Below are 20,870 nucleotides of genomic sequence, written 5' to 3' on the forward strand. Positions count from 1 at the left end.
GCTATGACTTCTTCTCTTTCTTCTCGACGCCCACATGTCGCCCTCTTGGACTATGGCAGCGGAAATGTACGCTCCGCCCAGCGAGCGGTAGAAAGGGCTGGCGCCGAGGTTGAGGTAACCCGCGATCCGGAGACCGTCCAGCGAGCCGACGGGCTTTTAGTGCCGGGGGTAGGGGCATTCAGTGCCTGTATGAAACAGCTGCACAGTGTCCACGGCGACCGAATGATTGGGCAGCGCCTGGCAGGCGGGCGCCCGGTGCTGGGAATCTGTGTTGGCATGCAGATCCTTTTCGAACAGGGAGCCGAGTTCGCCGAAGGTGCAGACGAAGGATCCGCGGCTTATACCGAAGGCATGGGCGAGTGGCCCGGCACGGTGGAAAAATTGGATGCGGACGTACTTCCGCACATGGGGTGGAACACCGTGGAGGTGGGCGACGGTACGTCCGCGAGCGCACTGGGAGCGCCCGCTACTGAAGGATCGAAGATGTTCGCCGGGATCAAGGATTCCGAACGATTCTATTTTGTGCATTCCTATGGCGTGCAGGAGTGGGAGCTCATGACCGACGGGCGGACAGAACCGCCACTGGTGCATTGGGCACGTCATGGGCGCAGCCGCTTCGTTGCTGCGGTGGAAAACGGTCCGCTGTGGGCCACACAGTTCCACCCGGAGAAGTCAGGTGATGCGGGGCTGCACCTGCTGCGGAATTGGGTGGAAACACTCTAGATCTGAAAGTAGTACTTCTTTGACCGATTCGAGCTTCGCTGACCTCTCTACACGTTAGGATTCTTCCTATGGCTTCTACTGAAAACCCCCGTGCTCTGACCCTGCTACCCGCCGTTGACGTGGCCGACGGCCAAGCCGTCCGACTGGTACAGGGTGCCGCAGGCACAGAGACCAGCTATGGCGCGCCGATCGAGGCAGCTCTGGCCTGGCAGAACGCGGGTGCGGAGTGGATTCACCTGGTGGACCTTGACGCAGCCTTTGGCCGAGGCAGCAACTTTGAGCTGCTCAAGGAGGTCACCGGTCAGCTAGATGTGAACGTCGAGCTTTCCGGAGGCATTCGCGATGATGAATCGCTGGAGCGTGCTTTGTCCACCGGTTGCCGCCGAGTGAACATTGGCACCGCAGCGTTGGAAGATCCGGAGTGGTGCGAATCCGTCATCTCTCGTTATGGCGACAAGGTAGCTATTGGCCTGGATACCCGAGAGGTCGACGGTGAATGGCGCTTGCGTGGCCGCGGCTGGACCTCCGATGGAGGCGAGCTGTGGGAGGTACTGGAGCGCCTGGACTCTCAGGGAGTATCGCGCCTCGTCGTCACCGATGTCAGCCGCGACGGCATGCTGAACGGCCCAAACATCGACCTGCTGCGCGAAGTGGCCGCGGCCACCGATGCTCCAGTTGTCGCCTCTGGCGGAATTTCGAGCCTGGACGACATCCGCGCTCTGGCGGCGGTCGTGGACGAGGGCGTGGACTCCGCCATCGTCGGCAAGGCACTATACGCAGGCAAGTTCACCCTGGAGCAGGCTCTGCAGGCAGCTCGAGAAGGTGGTAACTAATGACAGCCTTCCACGGAGTACACCCTGAGGAGTTGGACACGCGGTCGCTGCTGGCCATCGCTGAGGCCGCCGTGGATGAAGCCGAGACGACGTTCACCGCAGCAGTCGGTGCAGAGCCGGAGGTCATTAAGTCTCCTGGCGACTTCGCTACCGAAGCCGATCTGACCGTCGAACGGCAGTTGCGTACACTGCTGACCCAGTACACCGGTCTGCCCGTGCACGGCGAGGAATTCGGTACCGTACGCCCCGGTGAAGTCCCGGGGGAGAACGTCACTGAGCCCAACCCCAGCGACGCCATGGCCGATGGCCTGGATGGTCCTAGGCGTAAGTCTCTCGAAGCTGGCGACCAGGAGCTGCCGGAGACGTTTTGGGTGGTTGACCCTATCGACGGCACTGCTAACTATGCAGTGGGTAATCCCTTCGCCTGCATCCTGGTCTCCCTGGTACACCAGGGGCAGACCATGATTTCCGTTACTGAAATGCCACTGCTGGGCAAGCGCATCACCGCTCGTCGTGGACACGGACTGCTCGTCGATGGGCACCCGTCGCGCGCTATGCCGCCGTCCGACCCAGGTGTCACCCAGATCAGTTTCGGCTCCATCCTCTCGCAGCGTCGCGGAAACCTGCCGATTTCATACCGGCAGGACATGCTCAACGAAATTGGTAAGTCCTACCCGCGCATGCGCGTGACCGGTTCGGTCGGCATCGACCTAGCTTTCACCGCCGCCGGAGTGTTTGGTGGCACGGTGACGTTCAGCCCCAACCTATGGGACAACGCGGCGGGCATCCTCGCTGTAGAGGAAAACGGTGGTATTGCCACTGACTTTGCAGGTAATCCTTGGCGCCCGGGCGTCTCTGGTCTGGTCGCTGGTGAGCCGGAGGTTCACGCCACCCTTCTGCAGCACATCCAAGCCGTGCCGATCGGTACCGCTGCCCGCAATGCCCAAGAGATCCGCGACCGAGGGGGCATCCGATGAGCGTCACCGTGCGCATCATCCCTTGTCTAGATGTAGATAACGGCCGGGTAGTGAAGGGCGTGAACTTTGAGGGCTTACGCGATGCAGGAGATCCCGTCGAGCTGGCCAAGCGTTATGACGCGCTGGGTGCTGACGAACTGACGTTCCTGGACGTCTCCGCCTCCAAGGACGGCCGCGGCACCATGCTGGATGTGGTGCGTCGCACCGCAGACCAGGTGTTTATTCCCCTGACCGTCGGCGGGGGAGTACGCAGCGAGGAAGACGTGGATGCATTGCTGCGCGCAGGTGCCGACAAGGTCTCCGTGAACTCTTCCGCCGTCGCTCGCCCCGAGTTGCTCAGGGAGCTCTCACAGCGCTTTGGTGCTCAGTGCATCGTCCTATCTGTAGACGCGCGGCGCGTACAGAACCCAGATGAGGCAGACAAATACCCCTCCGGCTTTGAGGTCACCACCCACGGCGGTACCAAATCCGCTGGAATGGATGCTGTCGAATGGGCCCGCACCGGTGAGGAACTGGGAGTAGGGGAGATACTGCTGAACTCCATGGACGGCGACGGCACGAAGGCCGGCTTCGACATCGAGATGCTGCAGGCCGTGCGTTCGGCTGTTTCCATCCCCGTCATCGCCTCCGGTGGCGCCGGCGCCCCGGAACACTTCCCACCCGCAGTGGAGGTCGGGGCAGATGCCGTACTAGCCGCCTCCATCTTTCACTTCCGCGAAGTGGAAATCAGCGAGGTCAAGCAGGCACTCGCCGATGCAGGATACGAGGTGCGGCTGTGAGCAGCACCGACCCGGCAACCTTTGAACTAGACCACGCCATTGCCGAGCGGGTGCGCTTCAACGCTGACGGTCTCGTGCCCGCCATCGTGCAGGATGCCACGAACGGTGATGTGCTGATGATGGCGTGGATGAATGACCACGCCCTGGCACACACCCTAGCCACCCACAAAGGCACCTATTGGTCCCGATCGCGCCAATCCTATTGGATCAAAGGCGAAACAAGCGGCCACACCCAGCGCGTCGAAGAAGTACGCCTGGACTGCGACGGCGATACGGTGCTGCTGAAAGTCGAGCAGACCGGCGCTGCATGCCATACCGGTGACCGCACTTGTTTCGACGCCGACCGCTTGGCCTAACATGTTTGGCATGGGTGACAACACTTCCAGCCGAGCCACCGGCGACCTGACGAGCCGTGAGACATTCCGCAGGCTCGCCGCTGACCACCGCGTGGTGCCCGTTGTACGCAAGGTGCTTGCCGATGGAGAAACTGCACTGTCGGCTTATCGTAAGCTCGCCGATGGACGCCCCGGCACTTTCCTGCTGGAGTCCGCCGCCCACGGGCAGTCGTGGGATCGATACTCCTTTATCGGCACTGGCGCCCGCTGCGCTTTGACCGCTAAGAGCTCCGTGGACGACGGTGCCGCCCGCTGGATCGGCCAGCCGCCTGTAGATATTCCAGAGGGAACCGACCCGCTCGACGCGATCCGTAATACCCTTGCCCACCTGCAGACCGCCCCGATGCCAGGCCTGCCGCCGTTAACGAGCGGCCTGGTGGGGTACATGGGTTATGACATGATCCGCTATATCGAGCGCATTCCCGATACCTGCACCGATGATCTGAATATTCCCGATATGGTGCAGCTCCTCGTCGAGGATATGGCCGTCGTGGATCACTACGAGGGCACCATTTGGCTGATTGCCAGTGTGATCAACTGGGATAATTCTGATGAGCGCGTGGACGAGGCATACGACGAGGCAGTGGATCGGCTCGACGCCATGGTGGAACGGCTGGCTAGGGGAGTAGCAGGGGGCGTCACTACCTATAACGACCCCACGCCCGACTACCGTCGGCAGCGCACCTACGACGACCACCGTCAGCGCATCGGCAAGGTGAAAGAGCATATCAAGGCCGGCGATGCGTTCCAGGTGGTGCTGTCGCAACGTTTCGAAATGGACACTGACGTCGAGGCGATCGATATTTACCGCATGTTGCGCGTATCGAACCCTTCGCCGTACATGTTCTTGCTCAACGTTCCTACCGAGGATTTTGACGCCACAGCATTCCACATCATCGGTTCCTCCCCGGAATCGCTGGTGCAAGTCCGTGACGGAAATGTCACAACGTTCCCGATCGCCGGATCCAGGCCGCGCGGAGAGACAGTGGAGCAGGACTTTGCCTTTGAACGCGAGCTGGTAAACGACGAAAAGGAAAACTCGGAGCACCTCATGCTGGTGGATCTGGGACGTAACGACCTCGGGAAAGTCAGCGAACCCGGCACCGTGGAGGTGCACGACTTCCGTCACGTTGAGCGCTACTCGGCGGTAATGCACTTGGTCTCCGGGGTGTCCGGCAAGTTGGCTGCGGGGCAGACGGCAGTGGATGCGTTCAACGCGACCTTCCCAGCAGGGACGCTATCGGGTGCGCCGAAGCCCTCGGCGTTGAAGATTATTGATGAGCTGGAGGACACTCGCCGCGGAGTATACGGCGGAACTGTCGGCTATTTTGATTTCTCCGGAAACACGGATCAATCCATCGCGATCCGCACTGGGTTGTACAAGGATGGCACGGTGTATGTGCAGGCAGGCGGAGGAATCGTCGCGGATTCAGATCCGGAAGCCGAGGATTTGGAAACGCGCAATAAAGCCGCCGCAGTGCTGCGGGCCGTTGCCGCCGCAGAGACCATCGAGAGTGCGAGTGCAGAGGTAGGACAGTGAGCAAGGCGAGCAAAGTAGAGGACAGCAAAGTAGAGGACAACGGCATCACGCAGAAGGCCAAGCGTATCCGGCAAATTGCCCTGCTGTGTGTTTTATTGAGCGCCGCGGGGCTGTGGGGAGCGAGCCGACTGAAGTTCGTGACCGTGGCCATCGATGACGACAAGGCCGGCGCCTCCACCAAGGAGCTCGTGGGTTCCGTGTGGGATCCGGCACTAGTGCCTCTAGCACTGGCGATGCTGGCTTCGCTGATCCTCTCGATTGCGGTGCAGCCTATGATCCGGCGAGTGCTGGGGGTGGTGATTGTTGCCCTGGCGGCGACGGCCAGCTTCCGGGCGGTGCAGCTGCTGACCAATGATGTGGATCTGGCTAGAGCTAAGAGCATCTTGACCAGTGGAGCGGCAACCCAGAAGCAATCGGATCCGGTGCAGATCTCGGACTGGGCACAAGTAATCAGCGGTGAAGTACATTCGCTGGGAATCGTGCTCGTGCTTCTCGCGGCGGCGGTGGGAGTCGTCGGTGGTGGCATCCTCATCTTGCGCCCCGGTCAGGAGTCCAAGGGACACAGTCGATACGAGACCCCGGAGGTACGTCGCGCCGATGCGGAGGAGGACCTCGCGGAGAATCCAGATTCAGCTCGCGTGTTGTGGGATGCCCTCGACGCGGGGGTGGATCCGACCGAAGAATCCGATTTCTCCCGCGCCAAGCGCGGGCGATAAGCTCATAAATGTGACACACATGACTGTTCTCGACCAGATCATTGCCGGGGTGCTAGAAGACCAGGCCGAGCGGGAAGCCAAGATCCCATACAAGGAGATCAAGGCCATGTCCCTGGACGCACCACCGGCGCTCGACGCCCATTCCGCGCTGGCCGCCCCGGGGGTCAGTCTCATTGCCGAGGTAAAGCGCGCCAGCCCTTCCAAAGGGCATCTCGCCGAGATCGCCGAGCCCGAAGTACTGGCCAAGGCCTACGAAGACAATGGGGCAACAGCCATCAGCTGTCTCACAGAGGAACGACGCTTTAAAGGCTCCCTGGCGGACTTCGATGCAGTTCGGCGCGCGGTGAATATCCCGCTGCTGCGCAAGGACTTCATGATGAACCCCTATCAAATCCACGAGGCTCGGGCACATGGCGCGGACATTATCCTCCTCATCGTCGCAGCCCTTGAACAGCAACGGTTGGAATCTCTGTTGGATCGCAGCGAATCCTTGGGCATGACTGCCTTGGTGGAAGTACACACCGCCGAAGAGGCAGAGCGCGCCGTTGCAGCTGGAGCGAAGGTCATCGGCGTCAACGCGCGAAATCTGAAGACCCTGGAGGTGGATCCGGAGGTGTTCGGCAAGATCGCCCCAGCGCTGCCGGATGACGTCGTGAAGATCGCAGAATCGGGCGTCAAGAATAAACACGACCTCAATGCATATGCAGCAGCGGGTGCAGACGCAGTGCTCGTCGGCGAAGGGCTCGTTACCGCTGGTAACCCCGCACAGGCGTGCCGGGATCTTGCAGCGGCAGGAAAACACCCCGCTTGCCCACAAAAAAATTCCTAGACGATAGCATGTAACACTGTGACTACCGAAAAGAACTCCAAGAATGCCGATGCACAGGGCAAGCCCCTGCCGACGGTAGGCGAGATCCTGGGTACCGCCACCCACCACGAGCCTGACGAGCGTGGGCATTGGGGAGAATTCGGTGGCCGATACATCCCCGAAGCCCTCATGGCCGTGATCGACGAGATCACCGATGCCTGGGCGAAGGCACGTTCCGACCAGGGATACCTCGATCAGCTCGACGAGCTACACCGCACCTACACGGGGCGGCCGTCCCCGCTGTACTACGCGGCACGCTTCTCTGAGGAAGTGGGCGCGGAGGTATGGCTGAAGCGCGAGGATCTTAACCACACCGGCTCCCATAAGATCAACAATGTGCTGGGGCAGGTGTTGCTGGCCAAGCGCATGGGTAAGACTCGCGTCATCGCTGAAACCGGTGCAGGCCAGCACGGTGTGGCCACGGCGACGGCCTGTGCGCTACTCGGCATTGATTGCCGTATCTACATGGGGGCTGTCGACGCCGAACGCCAGGCCCTCAACATTGCCCGCATGCGCCTGCTGGGTGCCCAGGTGGAGGTAGTGGAGATTGGCTCCCGCACGCTGAAGGACGCCATCAACGAAGCCATGCGCTTCTGGGTATCCAACGCCGATGACACGTATTACTGCTTCGGCACCGCCGCAGGCCCACACCCATTCCCGCAGATGGTGCGCGACCTGCAGCGAATCATTGGAGTGGAAGCGCGCCAGCAGTTGCTGGCCGAAACCGGCAAGCTACCCGATGCGGTGATTGCCTGCGTGGGTGGCGGTTCGAATGCTATCGGTCTGTTCCACCCGTTCATCGAGGACGAAGGCGTGGACATTGTCGGTGCCGAAGCCGCCGGAGATGGCATGGAAACTGGCCGCCACGCTGCGCCGATCACCCTGGGGCTACAGGGCGTATTCCAGGGTGCGTACGCCGATCTTATGCAAGACGAAGACGGCCAGATCATCGAATCGCACTCCGTCTCCGCGGGTCTGGACTACCCGGGCGTGGGGCCGGAGCACTCGAAGCTGCATGCTGAGGGTCGGGCCCGTTACCTACCTATTACCGACGCCGAGGCTATGGACGGCTTTAAACTGTTAACCCGCCTGGAAGGCATTATCCCGGCCATCGAGTCCGCGCACGCTGTGGCCGCCGCGGTGAAGGTCGCGAAGGAAAAGCCGGGTGCGACGCTTATCGTGAACATTTCCGGCCGTGGTGACAAGGACGTCACGACAGCTGCGAAATGGTTCGACATTCTGGATCAGACAAGCGAGAAGGATGGCTAAGGCATGACCTCCCGACTTTCCCAGGTGTTCCTCGACGCCCGCGCCGAGGGGCGGGCTGCGCTGGTGGCCTATTTCCCCGCCGGCTATCCCACGGTGGCTAAATCTAAGGAGCTTGTCACCGAGCTGGCTCGGCACGCCGACCTTATCGAGGTAGGCGTTCCTTTTACCGACCCGATGATGGACGGTCCCACCATCCAGGATGCAGCCAACGAAGCTCTGGCCAATGGTTTCCGAGTGAAGGACACGATGGATGTGGTTCGCACCGTCACCGAGGCCGGTGGCAAGGCCGTCATCATGTCCTATTGGAACCCGATCCTGCAGTACGGCCCCGAGAAATTCGCCGCGGACCTGGCCGCTGCCGGGGGATTGGGCTCCATCATTCCGGATCTTCTACCTGAGGAAGCCGACCGGTGGGCACAGGCCTGCGCCGCGAATGATCTGTCGCCCGTGTACCTCGTAGCACCCTCCACCACGCCCGAGCGCATGGCCCTTACTGTTGACGCCGCCGATGGCTTCATTTACGCCGCATCCCACATGGGAGTGACCGGTGCGCAGAATGAAGTTTCCCACTCTGCAGAGGAACTCGTGGCGCGCGTGCGCGAAGCAACGGAACTGCCGGTGGCAGTGGGGCTGGGTGTGAAGACCGGGGAACATGCCACAAGCATTGCCGCCTACGCCGATGGCGTGATTGTCGGCTCCGCCCTGATCCAAGCCGCAGCTGCCGGCAACCTGGGTGAGCTAGCCGCCGAGCTGGCACAGGGAGTGCGCGCATGACGGCGGTCATTCCGTCGCCGCCCCAAGGGGTATGGGAACTAGGTCCCATACCCATCCGCGCCTATGCGCTATGCATCCTCACCGGAGTGGTGGTGGCCTATTTCTGGACACGTCGCCGCTACGCAAAGCTGGGCGGGGATCCAGAAGTCACGGTCGACGCTTTGCTTGTCGCCGTGCCCGCGGGAATCATCGGCGCCCGCCTGTACCACGTCATCACCGATCACCAAAAGTATTTCGGGGAGGGGAAAGACCCGAGCCAGGTGTTTAACATCACCAACGGTGGGTTGGGGATCTGGGGTGGCATCGTCCTCGGTTCCCTGGCAGTGTGGCTGCTCTTTAAAACAAAGAAGCTGCCTTTGGGAACCTTTGCCGCGGCCGTCGCGCCCACGATTCCACTTGCACAGGCAATTGGCCGGTTTGGAAACTGGTTCAACCAAGAGCTTTACGGCGGGCCCAGTGATGCCCCCTGGGCGCTAGAGATCTACCGGCGCGTCGACGAGAATGGGTATTCCGCGCCCGTCACCGGACACTCGACCGGGGAAGTACTGGCTACCGTACAGCCGACGTTCCTCTACGAGCTGCTGTGGAACCTGCTCGTCGTAGTTCTGCTGCTAGTCGCAGAACGCTACTGGCGAGTAAGCGGGGGAAGGCTATTCACCCTTTACGTGATGGGGTACACGTTTGGGCGATTCTTTATCGAAAATATTCGCACCGGTGCAGCCACCACCGTCTTCGGCGATATACGTATCAATGTTGTGGTTTCGGCAGTGGTGTTCCTGGCCGCCACGGCGCTCTTTGTGTGGTGGACGCTGAAAGAGCGCAGGGCTAAGGGCGTCACACCCAAGGAGTAGCGAGGACCACGGCGCGGGGTTATTCTCGAACTCGTGAATAGAAGAACCAAGATTGTTTGCACCCTGGGTCCTGCGGTTGCCTCGAAAGAGCAGATCCGCGGGCTCGTAGACGCCGGAATGAATGTTGCGCGCCTGAATTTCTCCCACGGCGAGCACGCTGACCACGAGCAAAACTACAACTGGGTTCGAGAGGCGACCGACGAGTCCGGCAAGGCGGTCGGCGTGCTCGCTGACCTGCAAGGCCCGAAGATTCGACTGGGGCGCTTCGCAGAGGGCGCTACCGTCTGGGCGACCGGTGAAACCGTGCGCATCACCGTTGATGACGTACAGGGCACCCACGACCGCGTGTCCACCACCTACAAGGGACTCGCCCGCGACGCGCGCCCTGGCGACCGCCTGCTCGTCGACGACGGCAAGATCGCCTTGGTGTGTAAAGAAGTCGACGGCAACGATGTCGTGTGTGAGGTCACTGAAGGCGGCCCGGTTTCCAACAACAAGGGTGTCTCCCTGCCAGGCATGAATATCTCCGTGCCTGCACTAAGTGAAAAGGACACCGAGGATCTGCGCTTCGCCCTGCAGCTGGGCGTGGATTTCATCGCGCTGTCATTCGTGCGCAGCCCCTCTGATGTGGAGCTTGTCCGCGACATCATGGACGAGGTGGGCCGTCGCGTACCGGTGATCGCCAAGCTGGAGAAGCCCGAGGCCGTCGATGCACTGGAGCCCGTCATCTTGGCCTTCGATGCCATCATGGTTGCCCGCGGTGACCTTGGCGTGGAGGTACCGCTGGAGGACGTGCCGCTGGTGCAAAAGCGTGCCATCCAGATCGCCCGCGAGAACGCGAAGCCGGTGATCGTGGCAACGCAGATGCTGGATTCCATGATCGAGAACTCCCGCCCGACGCGCGCGGAGGCCTCCGACGTGGCCAACGCCGTGCTCGACGGTGCGGATGCCGTGATGCTCTCCGGCGAGACCTCCGTCGGCAAGCACCCAATCACGACCGTCGAGACGATGGCGCGAATTGTTGCCGCAGCCGAAGTTGATGGGGAAGTGCCGCCGCTTACGCACCGTCCGCGCACCCGCCGCGGCGTGATCTCCTACGCAGCCAAGGACATCGGCGAGCGCCTCAACGCGAAGGCACTCGTTGCCTTCACCTCGTCCGGCGATACCGCTAAGCGTGTCGCGCGCCTACGCTCTCACTTGCCTCTGCTGGTGTTCACCCCGTCGCAGGCCGTGCGCTCGCAGCTGGCGCTGACGTGGGGCGTGGAGACGTTCCTGATCGAGGACGTGAATTCCACTGACGAGATGATGGACACCGTCGACCACCATCTGCTGGCTATGTCGCAGTACAAGTACGACGACATGATGGTCGTCGTCGCCGGCTCCCCACCCGGAATCTCCGGCAACACCAACATGATCCAGGTGCACCTACTGGGTCAGGAGCGGAAGAGGTAGCTCAAGGTCGCGGCCAACGCCGCGTCCGTGGAGGTGCCCAGCGCCTCGATCCGTGGGGCGAAGCTTCCGTGGTGATTGCCCGGCACTGGCTCGCCGGAGTTCCACAGCTCCGGATCAGTCGTGCCGATCGTCCAAAAAAGATACGGCACATTGAAGTGGCGGGGGATCTCCGAGAAATCTTCGGAGGCCGTCCACGGTTCGGCGTCAATAGAATCCTCGCCGAAAACCGCATCGAAAACCGGGCGCACCTGCTCGAATACGCTAGGGGTGTTATCCGTTAGTTCGCCGTGGGCGGAATAGACAAACTCTGGAGGAACCTCGCACCCCGACGCAGCGCACTCGCCGCGCACGACACGCTCGATCGCGACGTAGGTCTTATCGCGCACATCGGTGTCGTAGAAGCGGCAGTTAAGTACCAGCGTTGCCGTATCGGGGATGGTGTTATTCGTATGCCCCGCAGAAAGCGTGCCGACGGTAATGACCGCGAAGTCAGACGGCGCGACCTCGCGGCCGACGATGCCCTGCAAACGCACGACAATCAGCGCAGCAAGGAACGTTGGGTCGATTGCATCCTGCGGGCTCGAACCGTGTGCGGACTTGCCATGCAGCGTGATGGTGATCGTGTCGCACGCCGCCAGAACAGGCCCAGGCGCGGACATTACCGTGCCCAAACGACCCGGCAGAATATGCTGGCCCAGGCACACGTCCGGGGTCGGGATCTTGTCGGCCAAGCCGTCGTTGATCATATTGCTGGCACCGGCGGTGACTTCCTCCGCAGGCTGGAACAGTGCAATAAAGGTGCCGTGCCACGCATCGCGGCGTTCGTCGAGGACCGCGCACAGTCCCATCAAGGCGGTGGCGTGCATGTCATGGCCACACGCATGCATCACTCCATCGTTCTTCGAGGCATAGGGCAAGCCGGTGGTCTCCTGCACCGGGAGCGCATCGAAATCGGCGCGCATTAGCACTGTTGACTCGTCTGCCCCTGCGCTGCTTGGGTTACGGAATACTGCGGTGACGCCATGTCCGCCGATACCGGTGGTTACTTCGCAATCCATTTGCGCCAACCGGGCGATAATGTGCTTTGCCGTCTGTTCTTCCTGCAGAGACAACTCGGGATTTTCGTGCATCCACTGGTAAAAGCTGTCCTGCCAGCTCAGATCCACACCGTGGTTCGAGATGAACTCTGCAATATCTGCGTTGCGCATTTACGGGGAAGTCCTTTCTAACGGATGGCCGGGTTGTACTTCAGCATGTTGGGGCGGGTGGCACAGTCTTCGCCGAGACGGATTCCAGGCGCGAGCTTCCCCTCCTCCTGTGCAGTGAGCAGTGCATTGAGTACGCGTTCCCTGAGATCAGCGGGGGAAATCGTGTTGATGAAGATCTTCGTACCGCCTTCGAAACCAGCCATGGTGGATACACGCCATTTGATCACGATGCGCCAGGGCATGGGCACGTCCACGTCCAAGGGACGGTGAAGCCATTCTTCGTTGCAGGGAATGTGTGGCCCGGCTGCGACGTGGCAGGCGTGAACCAGATCCGAGACAGCATCGCGTTCGGCGTCGGTCATAAGCCACGGCTCAGTCGTCGCGGATTTGGAGAAGACTTCCAGCGTTGGCCAGCGGTGTCCGAAGCCCGCGAAGGCGATGGCATGGTCGTTCTCGGCGAAAACGAGGTTGTGGCGGGCAGCGTAGTCGACGGCCCATTCGTTGTACATGTTCGGGTTCGCGCGAACCTGGGCGATCTCGAGTTCGTTTTGCAGGCCGTGTTCGTCGATAGCGACGAGTTGCTTGTGCAAGTGTTCGAAGCTGGCTCCCGCCGGGGCGAGCCAGTTTTGGAAGGCGGCGACATAGCGCACATAGCGGTTGGCGCGGTACAGGCGGTCCATGCTGTCGACGGTGAAAGCGATGAAGTGGCGGTGGTTTTCCCAACCCAGTGTGCCGCTGGATGCCAGCTGGTCGGTGGATTCTGCACCGGGGACATAGTGGTCGCGGGCGATGATTACGTCGTGACCACCGGCGAATAGTGAGCCGCTTTCTTCGTAGAGGGTCTGTAGACGGCGGTCGGGGGAGAAGAGCTCATCGAGTTCTTCTTGGGTCTTCCCACCGGCGGCCCATTTGGTGCGCAGGATCTGTTCGACGTGATTCTGGCCGGCTTCCTCTGCCAGATAATCGGCCATGTGCTTGGCGGCTGTGGGGTTCATTCGGTAGCCGTAGTTCAACAGCCAGTAGTCGTACGTCAGGATCTCAAACAGGTTCGCGACACGGCGGAACAGTGGTTCGGTGTTCTCTAGCTCGCTGACGGGAAGGCCACGGAGGATGCGTGGCTTACCGTCCTCGTCCAGCACCAGGCGTGCCTTCTCCGGCGGAGTGTCCAGCTTACGGTTGAGCCCGAATGCAGTAGCAGAGTCGCGGTCGGCCACGGTGCGTACTTCTGGTCGGTGCTCTGCGATGGGGCGGTTACCCCGTCCGGGGACTGTCCACACCTCGGTGCCGGAAAATGGGTTGACCTGTTTGATCGTCCCGTCTGGCAGGGTCGTCAGGGGTGGTACGGGCGCGGGGTGCGAAGTATGGGAACCAATCACGGCACACAGTCTAGTCGTTTTGAGGTTCTGTCGATCACACCACTAACCCCACACCGTGCTTGCCGTTCACCGCTGCGTGCTGCCACACTAGGGGAATGCCAAAGATTACTTTTCGGCTGCTGGCTAACCATGAGCAGCTGGCCACAATCGAGCAGGATTTCCGCTCCATGATTGCAGCCCTCGGCGAGGCGTTTGAAGGCACGCTGAATTGCCAGTCCGGGCTTCCCGCTGATCCCGAACTGGTCACTACTTGGGTGGAGCTTTTCGGGGAGAGCCCCGACGAAGGATCCGACCCGGCCACCGGCGCCGAACTTACCGTCGACGTCGCCCGTTACGACATCGGCTCTGTTTCTGGGCTAGCCATGCATTTCGCGGAGCTTCTCACTACCCGGGAAAAGGAACCCTCCGAGCCGATCCTGCGCCAGGTCCACGACGATCCCGGTTCGCCCCGCGTGCCGTGGCACGTCACTGTGGCTTCGGTATAACACCCCTTGCGTGCGTGGTGAACTCCTCTCCGTGGTGGTTCACCCATTTGATAGTCCAGCCGCCGTCCTGCGTACTCGCCCTCCACTGGCCATTGGTCTTTAGGTTGTGGTGGGTTCTACAAAGGCATTGCATGTTTCGCACATCCGTCGGTCCACCTTCCGCAGGCTCCGAGTGGTTGTACGGCACAATGTGGTCTTTGTCGCACATCGGCGCCGGGTGTTCGCACCCGGGGAATCGGCATGTCCCGTCCCGACCAACTAGAAATTCTTTCATCTCCCTGCTGGGCGTGTACTGTTCTACCGCCGGCGGCACCGTCACACTCTCCACTCGCGAGGCGAAGCTCTCATAGTAGTCAGCCTGCTCAGTGCTGATCGCGCCAACACCGGGGATGAACCCGGGCCCATGCTCCCACCGGAACACGTGCACGTGCACCACAGCATTGGACTCTTCGCCGCTGATCAGTCCTGCAATCACATCCATCCGTGCCTGTGCCAAGTCACAATCCAGTTTCCCGGCCAGCACTTTCGCCTTCTTGGTCACTGCTTCCCACATCCGCTGCGATTGATCCTTTGGCATGTTTAGTGTCCAGCGCGAAAACTCCGCTGCTCCGCCCAGCGTTGCCACCGAACTCCGCGTTGCGGAGCGTTCCTCCGCCGCTGCCTTCTCACCGGTCGCGAAGGGAGCGGGGAAGTCCCGCGCAATCACTTCGCACAGATATTCCCCAAGTTCTTTCGCAGTCGGCCCATCTTCCCGCGCGCTGATGCAATCCACTGCGTGCTTTTCCAGGTAGCGGTTGAGCTGTTCTAGCTCCATGATCGCCCGCCCTGTTTCGTCGGGTTCCGTCAGCGCTGCTGCGTAAGCGTTTCGTACACGCCACACCTGCTCTAGGTGCCGCACGCCAATTATCCCTGCCTTCAGCGCGGCAAGTCCCAATAAATTCATCACTGCGAGTATCTGTGCCGCGTGTGCGAACACTGTCGCATCTGCCGTCCCCGCCTTCCGCTGCGCTTGTATCCGCGCCACGGTTGGGTCGTCGATCACGCTGTACGCATACGCCGCGTCGACCCTATTGCACATTCGCCGCATCTCGTCGGCATCCATTTTTGCCCCCCTTTGTGTCCGAGCGCCGCTTACCTTACACACGGCCCCGGACACCCCCTCTCCCTTCTTATCGACGCCCCCTCGTTTTCACCCCTAGAGCAGGCTCGATAGGAACTCTTGGGTGCGTTTGTGCTGCGGGTTTCCAATGACCTCCGCGGACGGTCCGTGCTCTACGATCACGCCGCCATCCATGAATGCAACTTCGTCGGCTACTTCGCGAGCGAATCCCATTTCGTGGGTCACTACAAGCATGGTCATGCCGTCATCGGCCAGTCGGCGCATTACCCCCAGTACTTCGCCAACCAGCTCGGGATCCAGCGCACTTGTCGGCTCGTCGAAGAGCATCAGCTTCGGGCGCATTGCCAGCGCACGGGCGATGGCTACGCGCTGCTGCTGGCCGCCAGAAAGTTGCACAGGGTAGGCGTCGGCCTTGTGCGCGAGCCCGACCTGGTCCAGGAGCTTGTGTGCGTGTTCGAGGGCTTTGTCCTTATTTTCACCGCGCACCTGCACCGGGGCTTCGATGATGTTCTCGATAACGGTCCGGTGGGTGAAGAGGTTAAAGTGCTGGAACACCATTCCGATGTCCACGCGTTGTGCGGCCGCCTGCTTTGGTGTCAGCTCATAGAGGTTGCCGTTCTTTTCGCGGTAGCCGATCAGTTCGCCGTCTACTTCGATCCGTCCGGAGGTCACCTTCTCCAGGTGGTTGACGCAGCGCAGCAGGGTGGACTTGCCGGAGCCAGAGGGGCCGATCAGGCAGGTCACGCCGCCGCGGGGAACGTCGAGGTCGATGCCTTTAAGGACGTCGAGTCGACCGTAGCGCTTCCACACGTTCTTGATGGCGATCATCGGCGCGTTGTTGTCAGACATGGTGGCTCCTAGTCCTTCTTATCGTTCGGCGTGACGGTGACATTGCGCGGGGGCACGCCTTCGGCGTCCGCAAGGGCAGCGAGTTGGCGCTGCGTGAGCTGGCGCGACGATCCGCGAGAGAAGTAACGCTCTACGTAGAACTGCGCGATCATCAGCAAGCTAGTGATCACCAGGTACCACGTGGCGGCAACCAGCAGCAGGGGTACTGGCTGGAACAGCGAGTTCGAGATGTCGGTGGCACGACCGTACAGCTCAGCAGTGTAAGGCACGGCGATGACCAGTGAGGTGGTCTTCAGCAGCGAGATAAACTCGTTGCCCGTTGGTGGGATGATGATGCGCATGGCTTGTGGCATTACAGTGCGGCGCATGTTCTGGCTCCAGGTCATGCCCAGTGCCTTCGACGCTTCGGACTGTCCCTCCGGCACGGCCTGGATGCCGGCGCGCACGATTTCGGCCATGTAGGCCGCCTCGTTCAAACCGAGTCCCAGGACCGCCAGCATAAAGGCATTCTGCAGGATCGTTTCGAGGTTGATCTCGGCGAATCCAACATTGATGGATTGGTACAGGGAGCTCAGCAGACCCCAGAACACCAGCTGTACATACACGGGCGTACCGCGGAAGATCCACAGGAAGAGCCACGCCACGCCCTGAAGCACCGGGTTCGGGGACATACGAAGTACCGCGACGATAGCGCCGATGACCACACCGATGATCATCGCCAGAATCGTCAGCGCAATGGTGTGCATCGCGGCTTTCACGATGCGCGTGTCCAGCAGGTATTGGAAGTAGGTATCCCAGTGGTAGGCCTCGTTCCGCGCCGCGGAGAAGATGAACCATACAACCAGCACCAGCAGAATTGCCGCTGCGATCCAGCGTCCGGGGTGGCGTAGTGGGATCGCTTTGTTTTCGGTCGGGCGCCTACGCTGCGTTTCGGGGGAGGCTTTCGGAGTACTCAATTGGTGCCTTCTTTCGTTTGGAGCGTGCGGGGCAGCTGGTACGGCTTGAGGTTGAACGTCACGGCGTCAAGCCCACCGTCTTCTAGCCCCCACTGCTTCAGGATCGCTTCGTAGGTGCCGTCGTTCATCATGGTTTGCATCGTCGCTGCCAGTGCTTTTCCTAGCGGGTTGTTCTTTTTGACGCCCATACCGAACGGGGCGGTGTCAAAAGGTTCGCCCACTCGCACTAGCTTGCCTTCAGAACGGGCGATGGCGAAGTCGATCACCGGCGAGTCAGAGCTGTACGCCTGCGCTTTTTTCAGGATGGTTGCGGTGGCGGCGGCGTCGGCCTTTTCATAGACGAGCTTTTCGATCGGGGGTTTGCCCTGGGCCTCGCATTCTTCGGATCGTCCCTGCACCTCGTCCGTGTCGGAGTAGGTGCCCTTTTGGACGGCGACCTTCAGGCCGCAGGCGTTGTCGGGGTTGATGGTGTTTTCGTTGCCCGGTTGGGTGGCCCAGGAGATGCCGGCGCTGTAGAAGTCGACGAAGTCGTAGTTTTTTTGTCGTTCTTCGGTGTCTGTGAAGGCGGTAGCTCCGACGTCGACGGATCCTGCGCTGATAGCGGGCAGGATCAAATTGAAGTCCATCTGCTGCACATCAACCTGGAGCCCCATCATGGCGCCGGCGGCGCGGATGAGGTCCATTTCGAAGCCAATGATGTTGCCGTCGGAGTCTTTAAACTCGTTGGGCGCGTAGGGCGGGTTGGTGCCGACGGTGATTTTCCCTTTTGCTTGAATTTCTGGGGGCACAAGGGCGGCTAGCTGGGGGTTCTTTGCTGGGAGGATTTCCTCCCATCCTTCCGGATTGCCGAGTTCTTCGTTGGTCACACACCCCGCCAGCGATGCTGAAAGAAGGATCGCAAGGGTGCCCTTGGCCACTGTACGGGCCAGGGAGCGCGGGTGGCTATGTTTCATACAGTGGATTATATCGGAGTATGTGAATATTCTTTAATGGCTTTCGACCGAAACGGGCTCTTGTTTTTCGCCGTCTAGGTCTGCGGAAATCCGGGGCGTGTTATCGCGCTTGTTTCCTGCACGGAAGTCCAAAGCCCAGGCGAGGACGAAGAGGATGGCACCACTGACAGCAAATAGGGGAGCGACCACGCTGTATCCGCCGAGCAGGACGGCCAATGTCAGCCAGTGCTTCCAAGTAAGGGAGCTGAGGTCGACGCGGTTGCCGGTGTTCTTTCCACCACGGCGACGCCACCACATGATGTAGCCGTACACAACAAGCGCACCAATGCCGAGTGCCAGAAATGCGAGTGCGATCTGGCTGACCAATCCGAACAGTGTGCCCATGTGTAGCTGAATAATCCAGCTGGTCAGCTGTGCTGCGATCGGCCACGACTTAAAGGGCAGACGGTCAACGACGGCGCCGGTATCTCCGTCTACGGTGATGGCATCGTTGTACATCTTGTATGCCTGGCGTGGTTCGCTGACGGTCCATGCCTGGCCAGCCTTGCTCGGAGGCTCCAACTGCAGCGTTCCGGTGAGGCCTTCATTGCGACCAACCTGCAAAACGGTGTCTGCGTTGTCTGTATTGACCGGTGTGGCATCTGCGTCGGTGTGGGCGCTTCCGCCGTGATCACCGTGACCTGCGTGACCTGCGTGGTCGCCATGACCGGAGTCGCCGTCCGCACTGGGCTCGCCACCGATGGTGGTATTGGGCTTGGGAGTCATCCAGTTCAGCTGTTCGCGGACGGTAGCGATGTTATCTCCTGCAAAGTGGGACCACGTGAGGCCAGAGACGCACAGGAAGATCAGGCCTGGGGCTGCGACGAGGCCGATGAGAGCGTGGCGCTTCATGGCTTCACGACGGGACTTCTTTTTGGGCTTGCGTTGGTTCTTCTGCTTGCGCATGATCCACCACATCGCCACGCCAGTGACGGCCATCGGACCCAGCCAGGTAGCTGCGGTTTCGGAGTAGATGCGCCCGGGCTCGTCCAGCCACAGGTTTCGGTGGCCTTCGGAAAGCCAGGAACGGAAAGGTAGGGCAGCGGCGCTTCCGTACTGCACGAGTTCGCCTGTGACATGGAGATCACCCGGGTCGACGAACACCGCGTGGGTGTAGCTTTCGGAGGGGAGTTCCGGGTCGGCAAAGAGCACACGAGTGGTCTTACCTTCCTTGTCTGAGATTTGTACCTTCGCGACGTCCAAGTCCGGATGGATGCGCTTGGCAGCCTCGATCTGCTTAGCTACGGGTTGTGCTGGACTGGTTGAGGTGGCTGTCAGTTCGGCGTCATAGACCCAGCTTTCGATGGTGGGCGCGAGCGCGTAGAAGAAGCCCGATAGCGTGGCTACGAGGATAAGAGGTGCGATAAAGAGTCCGGCGAGAGTGTGGACTCTGCGAATGATTCTGCGAGACATGACTCATTAGTCGAATGTCTACCGGGATCGGTTCCCAATAGGGGCCTGCATTGGGGGAATGCGGGGGTAAAGAAACAAAAACTCCCGCTGCCTTCTGCGAAGAGAGGCGCGGGAGTTTTCCGGCTAAAGCTAAAGCTAAAGCTTATTGCGGGTTCTGCTGACCGAAGTTGTTCTGGTCGAAGCCGTTCTGCTGTGGCTGACCGTAGTTGTTGTTCTGGTCGAAGTTGTTCTGCGGCTGCTGGCCGTAGCCCTGCTGGGACTGACCGTAGCCCTGCTGGGGCTGGCCGTAGCCCTGCTGGGGCTGGCCGAAGCCTGCCTGCTGGACTGCTGGAGAATTCTTCCTGTCGTTAAGCAGCGTCAGAACACCAAAGGCGATGATTGCAATGGAAGCGAGGAGGATCAAAATCAGACCGGCACCCACGCTCACCTGGGCGACGTCCTTGTCCACTTGGCCTGCCTTGGAACCGATATCGGTCCAATCCATTACTGAAATCAGCAGCAGAACGGCACCGATGGCGATCACTGGGATGCCGCGCCACCACATCTTGGTGAGCTTTTCTACAAACAGGTAGGCAGCGATTCCACCGATCAGGATCAGGGAAAGGAACATCGTGAGCATGCCATCGCCGTCAGTACCGGAGACTGTGATGGTTCCATAGAAAGGAACAGTGACTTTACCCCACGGCATGAAGCTGCCAATGAGGCTGATCAGAGCGGCACCGGCTGCGCAGACCATCCACAGCACGGACTTGTTGGAGAAGTCCAGGTACTGCTTGATGTCGAACTGGCCTGCCTGGCCGTTCTGTCCGTTGAATCCCTGCTGGTTCTGGAAGTTGTTCTGGTAGCCGTTCTGGCCGTTCTGCGGGGCGCCGTATGCGTTCTGTCCCTGCTGAGGCGCAGCCTGCTGGTTCCAGTCCTGCTGCGGTGCCTGGTTAGGCTGGCCGTACGGGTTCGGGTTCTGGTTCCAATTGCCCTGCGCCTGGGGCTGCTCGGGCTGCTGTGCGCCGTTGTTGGCGGTGTTGGCCGGGTCGTTGGAACCGAAGTTCTCGTCCGTCATGGTTCTCCTCGCGTCACGAATAAGGTGCTTAGCGGCCTTTCAGGCAAGGCTGCGAATTTTCTTTGCGATTCATATTAACGGACTCGTCGGGCTCCGGCTTGTTGCGGTCGGTTCTCGGTATGTCGGGGGGTGGTTCTTTTTGGGGTTTGACGCCGATACTTCAGGTACTTGGCGTGTGGGTACGGGGTTAAGTAAAGAAAAGTGTGTCCGCATGCCACCATAACCCCAGACCACACA

Annotated in this window: 21 protein-coding genes; 13 read left to right on the forward strand and 8 right to left on the reverse strand. The window is 60.7% G+C overall.

Translation table 11 applies throughout. The features are described 5' to 3' along the window. The first annotated feature begins 3 nt into the window (after window positions 1–3). The 12 genes from hisH to pyk all read left to right on the forward strand — a co-directional run bounded on the left by hisH (window position 4) and on the right by pyk (window position 11,177). A complete protein-coding gene (gene hisH / locus ACWXWJ_RS02555) occupies window positions 4–723 on the forward strand; it encodes an imidazole glycerol phosphate synthase subunit HisH (RefSeq protein WP_434816958.1) in 720 nt (239 codons plus the stop codon). 68 nt (window positions 724–791) lie between these two features. Further along, window positions 792–1,556, forward strand: a complete 765-nt coding sequence (gene priA / locus ACWXWJ_RS02560; protein ID WP_448308078.1) for a bifunctional 1-(5-phosphoribosyl)-5-((5-phosphoribosylamino)methylideneamino)imidazole-4-carboxamide isomerase/phosphoribosylanthranilate isomerase PriA — start codon at window positions 792–794, stop codon at window positions 1,554–1,556. Continuing rightward, a complete protein-coding gene (locus tag ACWXWJ_RS02565; RefSeq protein ID WP_434816956.1) occupies window positions 1,556–2,533 on the forward strand; it encodes an inositol monophosphatase family protein in 978 nt (325 codons plus the stop codon). The genes priA and ACWXWJ_RS02565 overlap by 1 nt, the downstream gene beginning before the upstream one ends. Continuing rightward, complete coding sequence (hisF, locus tag ACWXWJ_RS02570) at window positions 2,530–3,312, forward strand: imidazole glycerol phosphate synthase subunit HisF (protein ID WP_473963457.1); 783 nt, start codon at window positions 2,530–2,532, stop codon at window positions 3,310–3,312. The genes ACWXWJ_RS02565 and hisF overlap by 4 nt, the downstream gene beginning before the upstream one ends. Beyond that, a complete protein-coding gene (hisI, locus tag ACWXWJ_RS02575) occupies window positions 3,309–3,668 on the forward strand; it encodes a phosphoribosyl-AMP cyclohydrolase (RefSeq protein ID WP_293791284.1) in 360 nt (119 codons plus the stop codon). The genes hisF and hisI overlap by 4 nt, the downstream gene beginning before the upstream one ends. 1 nt (window position 3,669) lies before the next feature. Then, a complete protein-coding gene (locus tag ACWXWJ_RS02580; RefSeq protein WP_448308129.1) occupies window positions 3,670–5,247 on the forward strand; it encodes an anthranilate synthase component I in 1,578 nt (525 codons plus the stop codon). Continuing rightward, window positions 5,244–5,963, forward strand: a complete 720-nt coding sequence (locus ACWXWJ_RS02585) for a TIGR02234 family membrane protein (protein ID WP_473963458.1) — start codon at window positions 5,244–5,246, stop codon at window positions 5,961–5,963. The genes ACWXWJ_RS02580 and ACWXWJ_RS02585 overlap by 4 nt, the downstream gene beginning before the upstream one ends. Window positions 5,964–5,982: 19 nt before the next feature. Further along, complete coding sequence (gene trpC / locus ACWXWJ_RS02590) at window positions 5,983–6,792, forward strand: indole-3-glycerol phosphate synthase TrpC (protein WP_473963459.1); 810 nt, start codon at window positions 5,983–5,985, stop codon at window positions 6,790–6,792. An 18-nt stretch (window positions 6,793–6,810) separates the two neighbouring features. Beyond that, on the forward strand, window positions 6,811–8,100 hold the full coding sequence (gene trpB / locus ACWXWJ_RS02595) for a tryptophan synthase subunit beta (RefSeq protein WP_473963460.1): 1,290 nt from the start codon (window positions 6,811–6,813) through the stop codon (window positions 8,098–8,100). A gap of 3 nt (window positions 8,101–8,103) precedes the next feature. After that, window positions 8,104–8,874: a tryptophan synthase subunit alpha gene (trpA, locus tag ACWXWJ_RS02600; protein WP_473963461.1), complete on the forward strand. Its 771-nt coding sequence runs from the start codon at window positions 8,104–8,106 to the stop codon at window positions 8,872–8,874. Further along, window positions 8,871–9,725: a prolipoprotein diacylglyceryl transferase gene (gene lgt / locus ACWXWJ_RS02605; protein ID WP_473963462.1), complete on the forward strand. Its 855-nt coding sequence runs from the start codon at window positions 8,871–8,873 to the stop codon at window positions 9,723–9,725. Before trpA ends, lgt begins: the two co-directional genes overlap by 4 nt. A gap of 33 nt (window positions 9,726–9,758) precedes the next feature. Continuing rightward, window positions 9,759–11,177, forward strand: a complete 1,419-nt coding sequence (pyk, locus tag ACWXWJ_RS02610; RefSeq protein ID WP_473963463.1) for a pyruvate kinase — start codon at window positions 9,759–9,761, stop codon at window positions 11,175–11,177. Here pyk and ACWXWJ_RS02615 read toward each other — a convergent pair. Both ACWXWJ_RS02615 and ACWXWJ_RS02620 read right to left on the reverse strand, forming a co-directional pair. Continuing rightward, window positions 11,159–12,385, reverse strand: a complete 1,227-nt coding sequence (locus ACWXWJ_RS02615; protein WP_473963464.1) for an amidohydrolase — start codon at window positions 12,383–12,385, stop codon at window positions 11,159–11,161. The genes pyk and ACWXWJ_RS02615 overlap by 19 nt on opposite strands. 17 nt (window positions 12,386–12,402) lie before the next feature. Then, on the reverse strand, window positions 12,403–13,761 hold the full coding sequence (locus ACWXWJ_RS02620) for a DUF4921 family protein (RefSeq protein WP_448308071.1): 1,359 nt from the start codon (window positions 13,759–13,761) through the stop codon (window positions 12,403–12,405). A gap of 95 nt (window positions 13,762–13,856) precedes the next feature. On the opposite strand from ACWXWJ_RS02620, the gene ACWXWJ_RS02625 reads away from it, so the two are divergent. Then, the gene (locus tag ACWXWJ_RS02625) at window positions 13,857–14,246 is read left to right on the forward strand and encodes a hypothetical protein (protein ID WP_434816946.1); all 390 of its coding nucleotides are present in this window, start codon (window positions 13,857–13,859) and stop codon (window positions 14,244–14,246) included. Here ACWXWJ_RS02625 and ACWXWJ_RS02630 read toward each other — a convergent pair. The 6 genes from ACWXWJ_RS02630 to ACWXWJ_RS02655 form a co-directional block, all read right to left on the reverse strand. Beyond that, window positions 14,227–15,348 (reverse strand): HNH endonuclease signature motif containing protein, encoded by a 1,122-nt coding sequence (locus tag ACWXWJ_RS02630; protein ID WP_473963465.1) that lies wholly within the window; start codon window positions 15,346–15,348, stop codon window positions 14,227–14,229. The two genes, ACWXWJ_RS02625 and ACWXWJ_RS02630, sit on opposite strands and share 20 nt — an antisense overlap. Window positions 15,349–15,441: 93 nt before the next feature. Then, window positions 15,442–16,215: an amino acid ABC transporter ATP-binding protein gene (locus tag ACWXWJ_RS02635; protein WP_473963466.1), complete on the reverse strand. Its 774-nt coding sequence runs from the start codon at window positions 16,213–16,215 to the stop codon at window positions 15,442–15,444. 8 nt (window positions 16,216–16,223) lie between these two features. Beyond that, window positions 16,224–17,171, reverse strand: coding sequence for an amino acid ABC transporter permease (locus ACWXWJ_RS02640; RefSeq protein ID WP_473963467.1), 948 nt, complete (start codon window positions 17,169–17,171; stop codon window positions 16,224–16,226). Then, window positions 17,168–18,124 carry an ABC transporter substrate-binding protein gene (locus tag ACWXWJ_RS02645; protein ID WP_448308066.1) on the reverse strand — a complete coding sequence of 319 codons (957 nt, stop codon included), beginning with the start codon at window positions 18,122–18,124 and terminating at the stop codon, window positions 17,168–17,170. Before ACWXWJ_RS02645 ends, ACWXWJ_RS02640 begins: the two co-directional genes overlap by 4 nt. Before the next feature lie 33 nt (window positions 18,125–18,157). After that, a complete protein-coding gene (locus ACWXWJ_RS02650) occupies window positions 18,158–19,576 on the reverse strand; it encodes a PepSY-associated TM helix domain-containing protein (RefSeq protein WP_473963468.1) in 1,419 nt (472 codons plus the stop codon). 142 nt (window positions 19,577–19,718) lie between these two features. Then, window positions 19,719–20,633, reverse strand: a complete 915-nt coding sequence (locus ACWXWJ_RS02655) for an ECF transporter S component (protein ID WP_448308064.1) — start codon at window positions 20,631–20,633, stop codon at window positions 19,719–19,721. Window positions 20,634–20,870: the final 237 nt, after the last annotated feature.

It is taken from the genome of Corynebacterium sp. p3-SID1761 (assembly GCF_055862885.1).

Coding starts and splice junctions, on each gene's coding strand:
- ACWXWJ_RS02565 (WP_434816956.1), top strand. CDS start 1,556: ATGACAGCCTTCCACGGAGTACACCCTGAGGAGTTGGACACGCGGTCG.
- ACWXWJ_RS02650 (WP_473963468.1), bottom strand. CDS start 19,576: ATGTCTCGCAGAATCATTCGCAGAGTCCACACTCTCGCCGGACTCTTT.
- ACWXWJ_RS02625 (WP_434816946.1), top strand. CDS start 13,857: ATGCCAAAGATTACTTTTCGGCTGCTGGCTAACCATGAGCAGCTGGCC.
- ACWXWJ_RS02580 (WP_448308129.1), top strand. CDS start 3,670: ATGTTTGGCATGGGTGACAACACTTCCAGCCGAGCCACCGGCGACCTG.
- lgt (WP_473963462.1), top strand. CDS start 8,871: ATGACGGCGGTCATTCCGTCGCCGCCCCAAGGGGTATGGGAACTAGGT.
- hisH (WP_434816958.1), top strand. CDS start 4: ATGACTTCTTCTCTTTCTTCTCGACGCCCACATGTCGCCCTCTTGGAC.
- hisF (WP_473963457.1), top strand. CDS start 2,530: ATGAGCGTCACCGTGCGCATCATCCCTTGTCTAGATGTAGATAACGGC.
- ACWXWJ_RS02655 (WP_448308064.1), bottom strand. CDS start 20,633: ATGACGGACGAGAACTTCGGTTCCAACGACCCGGCCAACACCGCCAAC.
- trpC (WP_473963459.1), top strand. CDS start 5,983: ATGACTGTTCTCGACCAGATCATTGCCGGGGTGCTAGAAGACCAGGCC.
- ACWXWJ_RS02645 (WP_448308066.1), bottom strand. CDS start 18,124: ATGAAACATAGCCACCCGCGCTCCCTGGCCCGTACAGTGGCCAAGGGC.
- ACWXWJ_RS02635 (WP_473963466.1), bottom strand. CDS start 16,215: ATGTCTGACAACAACGCGCCGATGATCGCCATCAAGAACGTGTGGAAG.
- trpA (WP_473963461.1), top strand. CDS start 8,104: ATGACCTCCCGACTTTCCCAGGTGTTCCTCGACGCCCGCGCCGAGGGG.
- ACWXWJ_RS02615 (WP_473963464.1), bottom strand. CDS start 12,385: ATGCGCAACGCAGATATTGCAGAGTTCATCTCGAACCACGGTGTGGAT.
- priA (WP_448308078.1), top strand. CDS start 792: ATGGCTTCTACTGAAAACCCCCGTGCTCTGACCCTGCTACCCGCCGTT.
- ACWXWJ_RS02630 (WP_473963465.1), bottom strand. CDS start 15,348: ATGGATGCCGACGAGATGCGGCGAATGTGCAATAGGGTCGACGCGGCG.